The organism is Serratia sp. (in: enterobacteria) (assembly GCF_046715635.1).
GTDB lineage: Bacteria > Pseudomonadota > Gammaproteobacteria > Enterobacterales > Enterobacteriaceae > Chania.
Genome location: NZ_JBKJYW010000049.1, coordinates 1 through 14286, shown reverse-complemented (window position 1 = coordinate 14286; position 14286 = coordinate 1). Strand labels below are relative to the sequence as shown.

At 55.4% G+C, this 14286-nt stretch carries 12 protein-coding genes; 3 read left to right on the top strand and 9 right to left on the bottom strand.

Annotated elements, in window-relative coordinates:
* Positions 1 to 28: 28 nt before the first annotated feature.
* The gene (locus ACLQ7H_RS02460; RefSeq protein ID WP_411751299.1) at positions 29 to 1123 is read left to right on the top strand and encodes a glycosyltransferase family 9 protein; all 1095 of its coding nucleotides are present in this window, start codon (positions 29 to 31) and stop codon (positions 1121 to 1123) included.
* Positions 1124 to 1154: 31 nt separating this feature from the next.
* On the opposite strand, the gene ACLQ7H_RS02455 is transcribed toward ACLQ7H_RS02460, so the two are convergent.
* The 6 genes from ACLQ7H_RS02455 to rfaD are packed head-to-tail and all read right to left on the bottom strand — an operon-like array spanning position 1155 to position 7528.
* Entirely contained in the window at positions 1155 to 2138 is a 984-nt protein-coding gene (locus tag ACLQ7H_RS02455; protein ID WP_411751298.1) for a glycosyltransferase family 2 protein, read from the bottom strand.
* On the bottom strand, positions 2135 to 3367 hold the full coding sequence (locus tag ACLQ7H_RS02450; RefSeq protein WP_411751297.1) for an O-antigen ligase family protein: 1233 nt from the start codon (positions 3365 to 3367) through the stop codon (positions 2135 to 2137). Before ACLQ7H_RS02450 ends, ACLQ7H_RS02455 begins: the two co-directional genes overlap by 4 nt.
* A 29-nt stretch (positions 3368 to 3396) precedes the next feature.
* Entirely contained in the window at positions 3397 to 4560 is a 1164-nt protein-coding gene (locus ACLQ7H_RS02445) for a glycosyltransferase (RefSeq protein WP_411751296.1), read from the bottom strand.
* Positions 4557 to 5522, bottom strand: coding sequence for a lipopolysaccharide heptosyltransferase RfaC (gene rfaC, locus ACLQ7H_RS02440; protein ID WP_411751295.1), 966 nt, complete (start codon positions 5520 to 5522; stop codon positions 4557 to 4559). The genes ACLQ7H_RS02445 and rfaC overlap by 4 nt, the downstream gene beginning before the upstream one ends.
* 2 nt (positions 5523 to 5524) lie before the next feature.
* A complete protein-coding gene (rfaF, locus tag ACLQ7H_RS02435) occupies positions 5525 to 6571 on the bottom strand; it encodes an ADP-heptose--LPS heptosyltransferase RfaF (RefSeq protein ID WP_411751294.1) in 1047 nt (348 codons plus the stop codon).
* Between the two features lie 24 nt (positions 6572 to 6595).
* On the bottom strand, positions 6596 to 7528 hold the full coding sequence (rfaD, locus tag ACLQ7H_RS02430; protein WP_411751293.1) for an ADP-glyceromanno-heptose 6-epimerase: 933 nt from the start codon (positions 7526 to 7528) through the stop codon (positions 6596 to 6598).
* 240 nt (positions 7529 to 7768) lie between these two features.
* Here rfaD and kbl point away from each other — a divergent pair, with 240 nt between their 5' ends.
* Both kbl and tdh read left to right on the top strand, forming a co-directional pair.
* Positions 7769 to 8965: a glycine C-acetyltransferase gene (gene kbl, locus ACLQ7H_RS02425; RefSeq protein WP_411751292.1), complete on the top strand. Its 1197-nt coding sequence runs from the start codon at positions 7769 to 7771 to the stop codon at positions 8963 to 8965.
* 9 nt (positions 8966 to 8974) lie between these two features.
* Positions 8975 to 10000, top strand: a complete 1026-nt coding sequence (tdh, locus tag ACLQ7H_RS02420) for an L-threonine 3-dehydrogenase (protein WP_021181859.1) — start codon at positions 8975 to 8977, stop codon at positions 9998 to 10000.
* Positions 10001 to 10088: 88 nt separating this feature from the next.
* Here the strand turns inward: tdh and ACLQ7H_RS02415 are convergent, their stop codons facing one another.
* Genes ACLQ7H_RS02415 through gpmM form a run of 3 tightly spaced genes read right to left on the bottom strand, consistent with a single transcriptional unit; the run spans position 10089 to position 13930 of the window.
* The gene (locus ACLQ7H_RS02415; RefSeq protein ID WP_411751291.1) at positions 10089 to 11039 is read right to left on the bottom strand and encodes a divergent polysaccharide deacetylase family protein; all 951 of its coding nucleotides are present in this window, start codon (positions 11037 to 11039) and stop codon (positions 10089 to 10091) included.
* Between the two features lie 2 nt (positions 11040 to 11041).
* A complete protein-coding gene (gene envC, locus ACLQ7H_RS02410; RefSeq protein WP_411751290.1) occupies positions 11042 to 12376 on the bottom strand; it encodes a murein hydrolase activator EnvC in 1335 nt (444 codons plus the stop codon).
* Positions 12377 to 12385: 9 nt separating this feature from the next.
* Complete coding sequence (gpmM, locus tag ACLQ7H_RS02405; protein ID WP_411751289.1) at positions 12386 to 13930, bottom strand: 2,3-bisphosphoglycerate-independent phosphoglycerate mutase; 1545 nt, start codon at positions 13928 to 13930, stop codon at positions 12386 to 12388.
* Positions 13931 to 14286 lie beyond the last annotated feature (356 nt).

Sequence of the window (14286 nt, the reverse complement as noted above, 5' to 3'; positions counted from 1 at the left end):
GAATACTATCAACTGAAAGTGAATTAACATGTCAAAAAAATGGAAAATCAAGGCCGCTGACTGGTTCTTGCGGCGCTATACGGCAAAGCACGGCCGTTTCCAGCCGCCAGCGACTTTCGACAGCCGTATCCAGTTCGAGAATATCGTGATTTATTCTACGACGGCGCTGGGGGATTTCATGTTCAATACCCCGGTGTTAAGAGCGATGCGCGAACGTTACCCGGCGGCGCATATCACGCTGGTGGTGCATGAAAAGAATAGCGAGCTGGTAGAAAATGGCCGCTATTACGATCGCGTAATTTACTGGAATAGCAAAATAAAGACCCTGGGGCCGCTGTTGAAATCGTTGCGTGAGCATCAGCCTGATTTGGCGCTGATCATGCATTCACACCTGCCCTATGACATTATCAGCGCCATTATGGCCGGGGCTAAATATGTCATCAGGGATAACTACAGTTCGGGCATCTGCGGGCTGGAACCTTGGCTGACCAATTATGTTTTCCATTATTACGGCCATTTTATCCGCCGTAAGCTGGAGCTGGTTTCTATTCTGGGCTGCCGCAGCGACGATCCGACCATGGAAATACCGGCCCCTTATACGCCAGGTATTAACAATCCTGATTTCTGCACCATTGGCTTCCAGCTTGGCGCTTCAACCGAATCGCGCTGCTGGCCGGTGGGGCACTTTGCTAAACTGGCGGATATGCTGGTTGCTCGCTATGACAACATGCGCTTCGTGCTGATCGGCGCGCCGATGGAGGAAGGAAAAGCCCAGCAGTTCCTGCGGTTGATCAATGCCAATACCCAGGCCTGCGTTGATAACCAGATCGGCAAGACTGGGCTGCAAGGGGCGTTGACGCTGATTAGCAGCCTGGATGTGCTGGTGACCGGAGATACCGGGCCGCTCCATCTGGCGGTGGCCCTGAAAACCAAGACCATCAGCCTGTTTGTCACCGCGGATCCGCGCTCAACCGGGCCAATCCAGGATCACCAGCTGCACCGTATCATTCATCAGTCACGCACGGGCTACACCATGCCATTGGAAGCGGAAGGCCCAGTGGGCGTTATACAACCACAGCGGGTTTACGATGAAATCGTAGCCCACGTGCCACTGAACCCTTGAGGGGAAAGACGCATCGGTTCTCCGGTGCGTTTTAGCGTTGTCTGAGCTTCCAGCGGAGCTTGGAAAGACAAGTGTCCACCTGTGGGAAACGCATCTGACAGACCTTCTTTCGTGGTACGTCACTGTTGCGGCAGACGGCGGCCGTTTGGCGGAGGACCTCCAGGGTGGCTGGCTCATAGTGGTAATAGCCGTAGATCGCCTTCGACATGGCTTTTAACTCAGAGAAACAGTTGGCGAGCATCAAGGCGGCCAACTGCCGCAGCGGCTCATCACCGCGATGTACATCAACGAATTGCAGCATCTTCTTCATCGCAAACAGCATGTCTTCAATATCCTTAACCTGGACATTGCGGGTGATCCCCTGGCTATTATCCCGATAAAAATAGAGTTGATGTTCGAGATGGGCGATTTTGCGAGTCTTGAAATACTGGAACGGCGTGAAGATAACGTCTTCATAGCGCCGCCCGTCTTCGAAGGATTCACCTGCCAGCAATGTACACCGATAAACTCGGCTCCAGAGATGCCACATCGAGTGGGCAAATAGCGGTTTCAGGCAGGCCAGACCCTGATGTTCGAAATCATAAATCGCGTAACGGGTCTCGCTACTGGCAGACGGTGCTGGCGGCTGGTCGGAGAATTTCTGGTATTTGAAATCAATCAGATCATCTTTGCCAGCGAGTAACAGCGGGCGCAGGATCGCCAGATAGTCGCTACTCAGTACGTCATCCCCATCCAAGAAAGTGACATAATTTCCGCTGACGTTTTGCAGGCCGACGTTGCGGGCGTTGGCAATACCGCCGTTTGCCTGGGAAATGAACTTGGTGCGCGGATGTTGCCTCTCCGCCAGAAACTGGCGTACCAACGTTGCAGACGCATCGCTAGAACCATCATCGATAATCACCACTTCGATATCATTGGCAATCTGATCGAATAACGAGCTCAGGCCAGCAATGATGAAGTCTTCATTATTGTAAAACGGCACAATAACGCTGAGCAGCGGCGTTGATGACATCATATTGCCGGTTCCTGACGCTTTTTCGCCGACAGCACGCTGGCGATGATGGCCAGGCAGAAGATTGCCGTGCCTTCGGTGCTGAAGAAAATAACGTCGCTGAGCCCATAGACAAACAGGCTGAAGGTCACCCCCAGCAGCAGCGCATTGCGATACGGCTTAAATGAGGAGATGAATAGGCCGATGTAGAGCGCCAGTAAAAACAAGCTTCCCCAGAGGCCTTTGAGCGAATAGGTTTCCAGCAGTTCGTTATGCAGATGCACGTTGATGTAAGGCATTACCCCGTACAGACGTGGCTCCTGCGCAACGATGGCGCGGATCTCTTCCCCACGCCGTTCGGCGGATTGCCCCAACGGTGCAAGCGATCCGGTGCGTATCGCGATGGTCTGCATCGTCAGCCGAGAAATTATCGAGTTTTCCACCTGGGGCTGATCGATCATTTGCAGGTCGGCTTTAAAATCGGTAACGCGCTGCTCGATTTGTGATTTGAAAACGAAGCCGCAGGCTAGCAGTAATAAAGGCGCTGAGGCGACCAGTTGGATCTTATGTTTGCGGGTTACCAGGTCTTTGGTTGCCAACAGGGACAGGCAGATGGCAACGGGGTACACCAGTATGGCCGCCCGAGTCCCGGTGAGGATCAGGGTAGAGAAGGTGAGCAAGAAGCCAATCACGTACAGCGGGATGCGATATTGGGTCCGCAGCATCAGTATTGCCTGCATCATCATCAGGTTGATGGCGGTCATCAGATAGGCAACAACGGTGGCGCGATCGAAGTTAAGCTCCACGCGCGGGATATCTAATCGCAGGCCTTGGTAAAGCGCATAGCCATTGACGGCCAAACCGCAAACCAGCGCCACGGTAATAAAGGCGCGTTGCATGCAAAGACGCTCGTTCAGCGCGATCAGCAAAATAAACGCCGTGGCGATTTGCAGCTTACCGGTCGACATATACGAGCGGTAAACATTGATGTAATCGCCAGGCTGCTTGAAATGGTTCATCCAGAAAATCGTCCCCATACCCACGCAGAAAAACAGCACCGGCAGGATCAAATTCCTTTTGTTTTTCAGGAAGTACCTTAGGTGCAGGCAAACGGCAATAAAGGAGATATAGCTGGAGACATAAAACAGGTTACGTCCCGTGTCAGAGCCGAAAGGAATAATACAAAAGGCAATAGCGCATCCCAGGTAGATCAGGTAGCTAAATACGGGATGCGGTGCTGTTTCTTTAAACATGGAGTGTGGTTTCCGGCTCACATTTCGGGTTAGGCAATAAAGGATTGCAGCGTGTCGTCGATTTCTGTTTTGAACAGAGCATAGTTGAAATGTTGAGCTGGGTAGTGCCGGGCATTCTGGCTCATGTGGTTATAGGTTTCCGCCACCAGCAGCTTTTCCACGGCATCCGCACAGTCGATATGCGACAACAGCTTTGGCGTGACGAGGCTATCGGAGAGGGGATCGTAAACCTCGTGCGGGAAATCGACCTTGATGCCGGTTAACCGCTGGTGCTCTTCAATGGATACCTTCGGCGTCAAGCCGATACCGCAGTAGCCATCTTTCACCGCTTCCGGCTGGCCGTCTACCAGGGGGAAGATCACCGGTACGCCAAAATAGAGTGATTCCATGCAGGATAAGCCGAAGGGTTCGGTGATCGGCGTGCTCATATAGATTTGTGTACGGTTGAAGAAATCTGTGACGTTATCCTGAAAGCCGCTGAAGACCACCCGCTCACCGAGCTGCAGTTTGGCTGCCAGCGCTTCAAACGCTGCCCGATCCGGGCCTTTGCCCGCAATTTCCAGATACACGTCGTGCCCACGGCGCAGCAGTTCTTGCATCATCAGCAAAGAAACGCTGATGCCTTTCAGGCTCACCAGGCGCGAGGCGGTCCCAATTCGGATCGGCTGTGCCAATGACTTTGGCGTCTCGCTGATCCCGGTTGGCGTTTTGATGCGGTTGATCACCACCGGGTTCGGGCAAGGCAGATTAAAGCGCAGCTCCATCACCCGTTTTGAAGCATGGGAGGCAGAAATTACGCCGTCCAGCATGGCGAAGAAACGCAACGTCTTGTGATTTTTGGCGTAGCGCCACGAGCAGCCATGATCGTAATAAACCAGTTTGCCACGCTTGGGCTTGGCCGCCAGCCCTGGGATCAGATCCCACACGATAATCACGTCGGCGTTTGCCCGCTCGATTTTTCTTTGCAGTAGGTATTTGCGCAGAAACTGTGGGCAACGCAGAGGGAATGAATTGAACAGCCGGTTGGCAAAGGTGACCTGTTGGTTCGGCATCTGTTGGCGGATCTCTTCGCCGACTTCGCTGCTGACGCAAATCACCTGGTTACTGCCGTCGCGGGTATCATTGATATACTGTAGGAACAGGCGCTCAACCCCGCCCATCTTGCCTAAATTGATAATATGCAGCTTTTTCATTCAATAACCTTTTGCAGTTTTGTCCAAACGGCGTCGGCGGTGAGGGTGACCATGCTTTTTTCCGGCGAAATCAGTGAGTGCTGATTCTGCCCGTAACCGCCAATCAGCCCTGGATCGGTCGGGCCGAACAGGGTGATATTCGGGCGATCCAGCGCGGCGGTCAGGTGGCTTAGCCCGGTATCGACCGACACCACGGCTTTGGCCCCAGCCAGCACTTCGGCGACCTGTTGCAGGCTGAGCTTGGGCAACACTTCAACGTGTTCAAACCCTTCAGCCAGCCGTAAAGCGCGTTGGCGTTCGTGCTCAGCACCCCAAGGCAGCTTGATGTTTATTCCGCTCGGAGCGATCAGCGCAATCAGTTCGCGCCAGTTTGCCTCCGGCCAGTGTTTATCATCCCGCGTAGTAGCGTGCAGGAAAACCAGATATTGCCCGGCATCGGCAGGTGGTTGGCCGAGAAAGCGGGCGGCAATCGCGTAATCACCCGTATCCTGTGGCTTTGCATACCCCAGACTCTTGGCGAACAACTCGCGAATGCGTTCCACCGCATGCTGCTGCTTATCGATCTCATGGCGATGATTATAGAACCAGCTGGCAAAAGGCTCACGGACGCTTTTGCAGTCCAGGCCGTGTTTGCTGCCGTGCGCGATGCGCGTCACCAACGCCGCGCTTTTGATCAGGCCCTGGGCGTCGATCACGATGTCATAGTCGCGTTCCTGCACCTGGCGCTTGAAATCGCAGCGCTGCTGGCGCGTTTCACTGCCAAACCAGTTTTTACGCCAACGGCGAATGGCGACCGGGATCACGCGATCCACCGCTGGATGCCAGGTAGGGATCTGGCTGAACCCCTCTTCTACCACCCAATCGAAGCGGATACCGGGGATAGCTTGCATTGCGTCGGTCAAGGCCGGTAGCGTATGGAGCACATCCCCCATCGAAGAGGTCTTTACGATCAACACCTGCATGATTATTCCTCGCTGGCGGCTAGTAACGGCGTCAGCGCGTCTAACACCTGCTGTGGCTGGATGTCGATCAGGCTCTGGTGATAGCCCTGGTCGGCATCACCTTTGCGTACCTTGTGATAGCCACTGATCAGGCGGATCACTTTGGCCTGATGGGATAGCGGCGGCGTGAAGTCCGGGCTGCTTGGGCCGTACAGGGCTATCAGAGGTTTGTTCAACGCTGCGGCAACGTGCATCAAGCCGGAATCGTTACTGACCACGGCCTGGCAGGAGGCCAATAGGATCACCGCCTGTTCGAGCTGGGTTTCCCCAGCCAGGTTGAAGCAGAAATCGCGAGACTTTTCTGCCAACGCAGCACGGATCTGCTCACCGGCCTCGTGGTCTTTGGCCGAGCCAAACAGGGCGATTTGATAACCTGCGTCGATCAGCATCTGCGCCAGCGTGGCGTAGTGGTAATGCGGCCAGCGCTTGGCTGGGCCGAATTCGGCCCCGGGACAAAAACCGATAATGGGCCGGTGATCGGTGAGATTAAACGCCGAAGTGGTTTCGGCAATCTCTTCATCACTGACCTGCAACTGCGGCCAGAGTATCGGCTGCGGCAGATCTTCGGCGCGCTGTATCCGCTGCTTGTCATAAGCCAGCGCGACGTAGCGCTGCACCATCAGCGGGAATGCCGCTTTATCCAGTACGCGGAGATCGTTAAGCAGGCCATAACGCATCTCACCGCGCCAGCCGGTACGCTGCGGCACGTTGGCAAAGAAGGGCACCAGGGCAGACTTGAATGAGTTGGGCAGCACATAGGCGCGGTCATAGCCATTAGCGCGTAACGCATGGCCAAGACGGCGGCGTTCGCCCAATGCCAGGGCACCATGGCCCAGCGGCATTGCCAACGCCTGGTTGACTTCGGGCATCCGCGCCAGCAAGGGACGGCACCAGGCAGGTGCCATCACATCGATTTCTGCCGACGGGTGCTCGGCCTTCAGGGTGCGGTAGAGACTTTGCGACATCATCATATCGCCAACCCACGAAGGGCCAATGACCAGTATTTTCATACCGTGAGTAACTTCCTTCAGCGCTTAAGCGGGACGATTCAACCAGGCCATGTATTCTTTCACGCCTTCGGCCACGGTTTTGAACGGTGCGTCATAACCAGCAGCGCGCAGCTTGGTTTGATCGGCCTGGGTGTAAGCCTGGTAGCGGCCTTTCAGTTTTTCCGGGAACTCAATGTATTCCACGGCACCGGACTGATGGTATTCCACCACCGCATCGGCCACGGCCTGGAAGGTTTCCGCACGGCCGGTACCGCAGTTGAAGATGCCGGATACGCCGTTCTTCCAGAACCACAGGTTGACCGCCGCCACGTCGCCGACGTAGATGAAGTCGCGCTTGAAGTTTTCGCTGCCGGCGAACAGTTTTGGATTCTCGCCGCGGTTGATCTGGTTGTTCAGGTGGAACGCCACGCTGGCCATGCTGCCTTTATGGCCTTCACGCGGGCCGTAAACGTTGAAGTAACGGAAGCCACACACCTGCGAATCCGCTTCTGGCAGGATCTCACGCACGTATTGGTCGAACAGGAATTTGGAGTAACCGTAAACGTTTAACGGCTGTTCAAACTGACGCTCTTCGATAAAGTTATCGGTGCGGCCACCGTAGGTAGCGGCGGAAGAGGCATACAGGAACGGGATCTGGCGATCCAGGCAGTAATGCAGGATGTCTTTGGAGTACTGATAGTTGTTATCCATCATGTACTTGCCATCCCACTCGGTGGTGGAGGAGCAGGCACCCTCATGGAAAATGGCGTCAATTTCGCCCAGATCGTCACCGGCCATGATGCTGGCGATAAAGTCTTCTTTATCGATATAGTCAGCGATATCAAGGTCGACCAGGTTAACGAATTTGGTGCCATCTTTCAGGTTATCCACCACCAGGATATCGCGATATCCGGTTTCATTCAGTGCCTTGATGATGTTGCTGCCAATCATGCCAGCGCCGCCAGTGACGATAATCATTGGGTTTACCCCTGTGTTCTTCCCGGTGGTGCACAATGCTCCACCCTATATGCTGCCTATAATAGCATTTCATGCCATTGGGAACATCGGTACGGCTCTTAATATCCCGTGTCGTAACATGATGCGCTGGTTTGCCGTGATATCTGCTGCAATTTTCATATTCTCTGTGGTGGAATGTCGTCAGTTTGCCAGCAAAGCAGTAAAATATGCCGAAAATGCCCCTATCCTGGAGATGACCGAATGTCTGCGTCCTTTTACCAGCAGCTGGAACAACAGCTTGCTACCACTCGTGCCGAAGGGCTGTTTAAACAAGAGCGTATTATCACTTCTGCCCAACAGGCCGATATCTCGGTAGCTGATGGCCGCCAGGTGATCAACTTCTGCGCCAATAACTATCTCGGGCTGGCTAACCACCCGGCGCTGATCGCCGCGGCAAAGGCCGGGATGGACAGCCATGGCTTCGGCATGGCGTCGGTGCGTTTTATCTGTGGTACGCAGGACAACCATAAGCAGCTGGAACAAAAGCTGGCAGACTTCCTGGGAATGGAAGACGCGATCCTCTACTCCTCCTGTTTTGACGCCAACGGTGGCCTGTTTGAAACCCTGCTGGGCCCGGAAGACGCCATTATTTCCGACGCGTTGAACCATGCCTCGATCATCGACGGCGTGCGCCTGTGCAAGGCCAAGCGCTACCGCTATGCCAACAACGATATGGGCCAACTGGCCGAGCAACTGCAGCAGGCCAAGGCAGACGGTGCGCGGCACATCATGATCGCCACCGACGGGGTGTTCTCCATGGACGGCGTGATCGCCAACCTGAAGGGCGTGTGCGATCTGGCAGACCAATACGATGCGCTGGTGATGGTCGATGATTCCCACGCGGTGGGGTTTGTCGGCGCCAACGGACGTGGGACGCACGAATACTGCGAAGTGATGGACCGCGTCGATATCATCACCGGCACCTTGGGTAAGGCGCTGGGCGGCGCTTCCGGCGGCTATACCGCTGGCAAGAAAGAGGTGGTGGAGTGGCTGCGTCAGCGTTCACGCCCTTATCTGTTCTCCAACTCGTTGGCGCCGGCCATTGTGGCAGCCTCGATCAAGGTGTTGGAGCTGCTCGAAGACGGGGACGCCCTGCGCGATCGCCTGTGGGCCAATGCCAGCCTGTTCCGCGAAAAAATGACCGCAGCGGGCTTTACGCTTGCTGGGGCCGATCACGCCATCATCCCGGTGATGTTGGGTGAAGCAAAACTGGCGCAGGATTTCGCCAACGCACTGCTTAAGGAAGGCATCTACGTTACTGGTTTCTTCTACCCGGTGGTGCCGAAAGGTCAGGCACGTATCCGCACCCAGATGTCTGCCGATCACTCACCGGAGCAGATTGAACGTGCCGTTGAGGCGTTTATCCGCATCGGTAAGACGCTTGGCGTTATTGCATAAGGTAATTCGATGAAAGCATTAGCAAAACTGAAAGCGGAAGAAGGTATTTGGATGACCGATGTGCCTCAGCCTGAGCTGGGCCACAACGACGTCATGATTAAGATCCGCAAAACCGCCATCTGCGGTACCGATGTGCATATCTATAACTGGGACGAATGGTCGCAGAAAACCATTCCGGTACCGATGGTGGTGGGCCACGAATATGTGGGCGAAGTGGTCGCCATCGGCCAGGAAGTCAAAGGCTTCAGCATCGGCGATCGCGTTTCTGGCGAAGGGCACATCACCTGTGGCCACTGCCGTAACTGCCGTGGTGGCCGTACGCACTTGTGCCGTAACACCACCGGCGTGGGCGTTAACCGCCCGGGTTCATTTGCCGAATATCTGGTGATCCCGGCGTTTAACGCCTTCAAAATCCCGGACAATATCTCGGACGAACTGGCCTCGATCTTTGACCCGTTTGGCAACGCCGTGCATACCGCGCTCTCCTTCGATCTGGTAGGGGAAGACGTGCTGGTTTCTGGCGCAGGCCCGATCGGCATTATGGCCGCTGCGGTATGTAAACACGTTGGCGCACGCCACGTGGTGATCACCGACGTGAACGAATATCGCCTGGAGCTGGCGCGCAAGATGGGTGTGACCCGTGCGGTAAACGTCAGCAAAGAAAACCTGACGGATGTGATGGCCGAGTTGGGCATGACCGAAGGGTTTGACGTGGGCCTGGAAATGTCTGGCGCGCCACCGGCGTTCCGTTCGTTGCTCAATGCCATGAACCACGGCGGCCGTATTGCGATGCTGGGGATCCCACCTTCGGATATGTCGATTGACTGGACCCAGGTGATCTTCAAGGGGCTGTTTATCAAAGGGATCTACGGCCGCGAAATGTTCGAAACCTGGTACAAGATGGCGGCACTGATCCAATCTGGTCTGGATCTGACACCGATCATCACCCATCGTTTCTCGATTGACGAGTTCCAGCAGGGCTTTGACGCCATGCGTTCCGGGCAATCTGGGAAAGTGGTGCTGAGCTGGGATTAAAGTGATTAGTTAAGCGGGCGCTGCATACGGCGCCCCTTGGCTACTTGGTCATTAAATGAAAGGCGGAGCTTAAGCCCCGCCTTTTATCTTATGGCTTGGTAGGTGATGAACCCATCCAGTGCTGCCAATGGCGTTTGATCACCACCACGACCGGCGACTGTGCCACGCTTTCTACAATGATGCCCAGCGCATGGCTGGCATTCACGCCTTCCTTCGGCAATTTAACTTTGCACTGCTTGATGCCACCGGTGAACGGATTTTTCGGCTGCGGTTTGTGTGGCCTGGATGGCGGAACATAGCCGCTTCCGCTCTGCTGCGGCTCATTGAGCAGCGAGCTGGGTTTCACCAGCACGATGTCGGAGGGCAGCGTAGCCAGCATCTGTTGCAGCACTTTTACCGTCGCCGGGCGCGGGTGGCCGATGGCGATGGCCGATCCGTTGCGGCGCGCCAGTTCGACGGCACGATTAAACTGGCGGCGAATATCGTCCGGGTTGGCCGTATCGTCAAGGAACACCTTGCGTTTGATCACCTTCACGCCGGTGCCTGCCGCCGCATGCGTGGCCTGGCTGTTGCCGATAGTCATGCTGTCGAGAAAATAGAGATGGTAGCTTTCCAGCGCTTGCATCACTTTCTGCATACCCGGCAGGCTGGAGGTCATGGCGCTACCCATATGGTTGTTCATGCCCACGGCAAAAGGCACGTTATTCACCGCGTTACGGATGATACGCTGCACTTCTTCACTGCTCATGGAGGGCTGTAAGGTATCGCGCTCCAGCGGCTGTTTGCTGAACGGGGCCATGGGCATGTGGATCAGCACTTCACGGCCTTGGCTATGGGCTTTGGTGGCCATCAGATGGGCGTGAGGCGCATTGGGCAGCACGGCAACGGAGATCGCCGTCGGCATTTGCAGTACGGCATTTTCTTCATGTGGGCGATAGCCCACGTCATCGATCACGATAGAGAGCTTGCCTGCTTGCGCTGCACCAACGCACAGCAGCGCACTCAACAACAGGGCAGTACGCGTTTTGCTAGAGTACAAATCTATCTTCCCAACCACGGCTGTGGGTTAACGGCCTGACCCTGGCGACGGATTTCGAAATAGAGCGATGGCGTTCCCTGACCACCGCTGGTACCGACCAGGGCGATAGGCTGACCGGCACGCACCTGCGCCCCGACGCTAACCAAAGCGCTCTGGTTGTAACCATACAGGCTCATATCGCCCTTACCGTGTTCGACTACGACCACCAGGCCATAGCCTTGCAGCCAGTCGGCCAGCAGCACGCGGCCATCGGCAATGGCTTTGACTTCGCTGCCTTCGGCCGCTGAGATCACCATGCCTTTCCAGCGTAACTCACCTTGCAGTTGCTCGCCAAAGCGATGTTCTACGCGGCCACGCACCGGCCATACGGCTTGCCCCGCAGGCTGGCCTAAACCGCCGGTTCGCGCCATCAGTGAACGCTCACCTTCGCTTGGCTTATAGCTGGTGCCGGTTTTCTTCGCCTGCTGTTCTTTGACTTTGACCTGCTCACGCACCTTGGCCGCTTCACGCGCTTCACGTTCGGCGCGGGCTCGGGCTTCACGTTCGGCACGGGCGATCTGATCGCGCAGACGGGTTTCGTTCTGGCGTAGTTCCACCAGCCGTTGCTGATCTTTTTCCAACGAGGCCTCTAACGCGGTCAGGGTTTTTTTACGGGCGATGCGCGCCTGTTCCAGCTTTTGCTGCTGGGTTTGTTGCTCGCCAAGCAAAGATTTCTGCTGACCCTGTTTGGCCACCAGCGAGCTCTTTTGCTCTGCCAATTGCTTACGGGTTTGCTTGAGCTGTTCAATGGACTGCTGGCGCGCTTCGTTCAGATAGCCAAAATAGGCCAGCATGCGTTCACTGCGCTGGGTTTCTTCACCGCTGAGCACTAACTGCAAGGCGCTGTGCTGCCCCTGTCGGAAGGCGGCATCCAGCTGTTTGGCTAGGATTTCCTGCTGGGTGGACTGTTGCTTTTGCAGTTTGGCGATGGAGGTATTCAGCCCGGCAATGTCTTTGCCCAGTATGTCGAGCGTGCCTTGGGTATCACGCAGCGAACGGCTGGCTTGCGCGATAGTCTTTTCCTGGAGTTTGAGCTGATTTTGCAACGAACTGCGTTGTTGTTGCTGCTGTTTAACCGCTTTTTCTTTTTCAGCGATGCTCTGCTGAATGTCTTTGAGCTGGGATTTGTTATCTTCCGCGGCGTTGCCGGTGAATGGCAACAGCAATGCGCCAGCGAAAAACACGCTGGCGCAGATAGTGGCTAACTTCCGTGGCGCGGAGCGTTCAGGCAGCGGTTGGCTGCCTGAGTTTGCGCTTCGGGTTACCCTTGATAGTGCAAAATTCGCCTTCTCCCTCATGGGGAAGGATTATTCCACGATGAACAGCGGCTTACCAGTCATCTCTTGCGGGATTTCCATTCCCATCAGCGACAGCATGGTTGGAGCGATGTCGGACAGTTTGCCACCTTCCACCGCTTTGGCGGCTTTACCGATATAGATCAACGGCACTGGCAGGCTGGTATGGGCAGTGTGCGCCTGGCCGGTAGCCGGATCGCGCATTTGCTCGGCGTTACCGTGATCGGCGGTGACCAGCAGTTGGCCGTCAACGGCTTGCACCGCTTCAACTACCTGCGCAATACAGTTATCCAGGGTTTCTACCGCTTTGACGGCTGCATCATAGACACCGGTGTGGCCAACCATGTCGCCGTTCGGGTAGTTACAGATGATGGCGTCATACTTACCACTGTGGATGGCGGCCAACAGCTTTTCGGTCAGCTCGGCGGAGCTCATCTCTGGCTGTAAATCGTAGGTGGCCACTTTTGGTGAGTTGATCAGAATACGGTCTTCACCTTTGAACGGTTCTTCGACGCCGCCATTATAGAAGAAGGTGACGTGGGCGTATTTTTCGGTTTCCGAGATGCGCAGCTGGGTTTTGTCGTGCTTCATCAGCCACTCACCGAAGGTGTTGGCCAGCGAGGCTGGTGGGTAGGCACAGGCGGTTTTGATGTCGGCAGCGTATTCGGTCAGCATGACAAAATCACCAAACTTGACCACTTTGCTACGTGGGAAGCCGTCGAAATCGGCATTGACGAAGGCGCGGGTGATCTGGCGCGCACGGTCGGCACGGAAGTTCATGAAGATTAACGCGTCGCCGTCGTTCATTTCGGCGCTGGCTTCGCCCGCTGCCTGGATCACGGTCGGTTTAACGAACTCGTCGTTTTCGCCACGGGCATAGGCAGCCTGCAGCGCGGCCACGGCGTTGTCGGTGGTGAATTCGCCTTTGGCCTGGGTCATCAGATCGTAGGCCAGCTGTACGCGGTCCCAACGATTATCACGATCCATCGCATAGTAACGGCCGATCACCGTGGCGATACGTCCGGCACCCAGCGTGGCAAATTCGTCACTGAAACGTTTCAGTGAATTTTCAGCACTGCGCGGTGGGGTGTCGCGTCCATCCAGGAAGGCATGCAGGTAAACCGCTTTGGCTCCGCGTTGCGCGGCCAGTTTGATCATCGCCAGGATATGTTCTTCATGGCTGTGGACGCCACCAGGGGACATCAGGCCCATGATGTGTACCGCTTTGCCTGCCTTCACGGCGTTGTCGACGGCGCTGGTCAGCGTTGCGTTGGTGAAGAAGTCACCGTCTTTGATCTCTTTATCCAGGCGGGTCAGGTCTTGATACACGATGCGGCCTGCGCCGAGGTTCACGTGACCGACTTCCGAGTTACCCATCTGGCCATCAGGCAAGCCGACATCCAGACCGGAAGCAGCAATCAGGGTATGTGGCTGTTGTTGCCACAGACGGTCCATGACCGGCGTTTTGGCGTTCAGGATCGCGTTGTCCTGTTGCTCTTCCCGGTGGCCGTAACCGTCCAGGATCACCAGTACCATGGGCTTTTTCTTGCTCGACATTGCAGTAACCTCTTTATGATCGTTTTAAGTTGTGAATAGCCATCAGCCCATTGGCACTGGAATGATGGCTATTCACCCTTTGGAACCTGATGATACTACAATGTGGCCGACTAAAAAGAGCCCAAAGAGATCAAAGATGCGGTGAACAGCCTCGACTTTCTCAACGTCATGACGGTAATTTTCCAGTGTACTCCGCAGTTTCTGCATTCCCATTTGCTTATTGGCTGTATTTGACGCATTCGGCAGGTATACTCTGAAACCTTGACTTATTTTTCCCTTAACTGACGGGAGTTGTTACACCCCATGCTGCAAGAAATTATGCAATTTGTTAGCCGGCACCCCATACTTAGTCTGGC

Coding starts and splice junctions, on each gene's coding strand:
- ACLQ7H_RS02460 (WP_411751299.1), top strand. CDS start 29: ATGTCAAAAAAATGGAAAATCAAGGCCGCTGACTGGTTCTTGCGGCGC.
- ACLQ7H_RS02455 (WP_411751298.1), bottom strand. CDS start 2,138: ATGATGTCATCAACGCCGCTGCTCAGCGTTATTGTGCCGTTTTACAAT.
- ACLQ7H_RS02450 (WP_411751297.1), bottom strand. CDS start 3,367: ATGTTTAAAGAAACAGCACCGCATCCCGTATTTAGCTACCTGATCTAC.
- ACLQ7H_RS02445 (WP_411751296.1), bottom strand. CDS start 4,560: ATGAAAAAGCTGCATATTATCAATTTAGGCAAGATGGGCGGGGTTGAG.
- rfaC (WP_411751295.1), bottom strand. CDS start 5,522: ATGCAGGTGTTGATCGTAAAGACCTCTTCGATGGGGGATGTGCTCCAT.
- rfaF (WP_411751294.1), bottom strand. CDS start 6,571: ATGAAAATACTGGTCATTGGCCCTTCGTGGGTTGGCGATATGATGATG.
- rfaD (WP_411751293.1), bottom strand. CDS start 7,528: ATGATTATCGTCACTGGCGGCGCTGGCATGATTGGCAGCAACATCATC.
- kbl (WP_411751292.1), top strand. CDS start 7,769: ATGTCTGCGTCCTTTTACCAGCAGCTGGAACAACAGCTTGCTACCACT.
- tdh (WP_021181859.1), top strand. CDS start 8,975: ATGAAAGCATTAGCAAAACTGAAAGCGGAAGAAGGTATTTGGATGACC.
- envC (WP_411751290.1), bottom strand. CDS start 12,376: ATGAGGGAGAAGGCGAATTTTGCACTATCAAGGGTAACCCGAAGCGCA.
- gpmM (WP_411751289.1), bottom strand. CDS start 13,930: ATGTCGAGCAAGAAAAAGCCCATGGTACTGGTGATCCTGGACGGTTAC.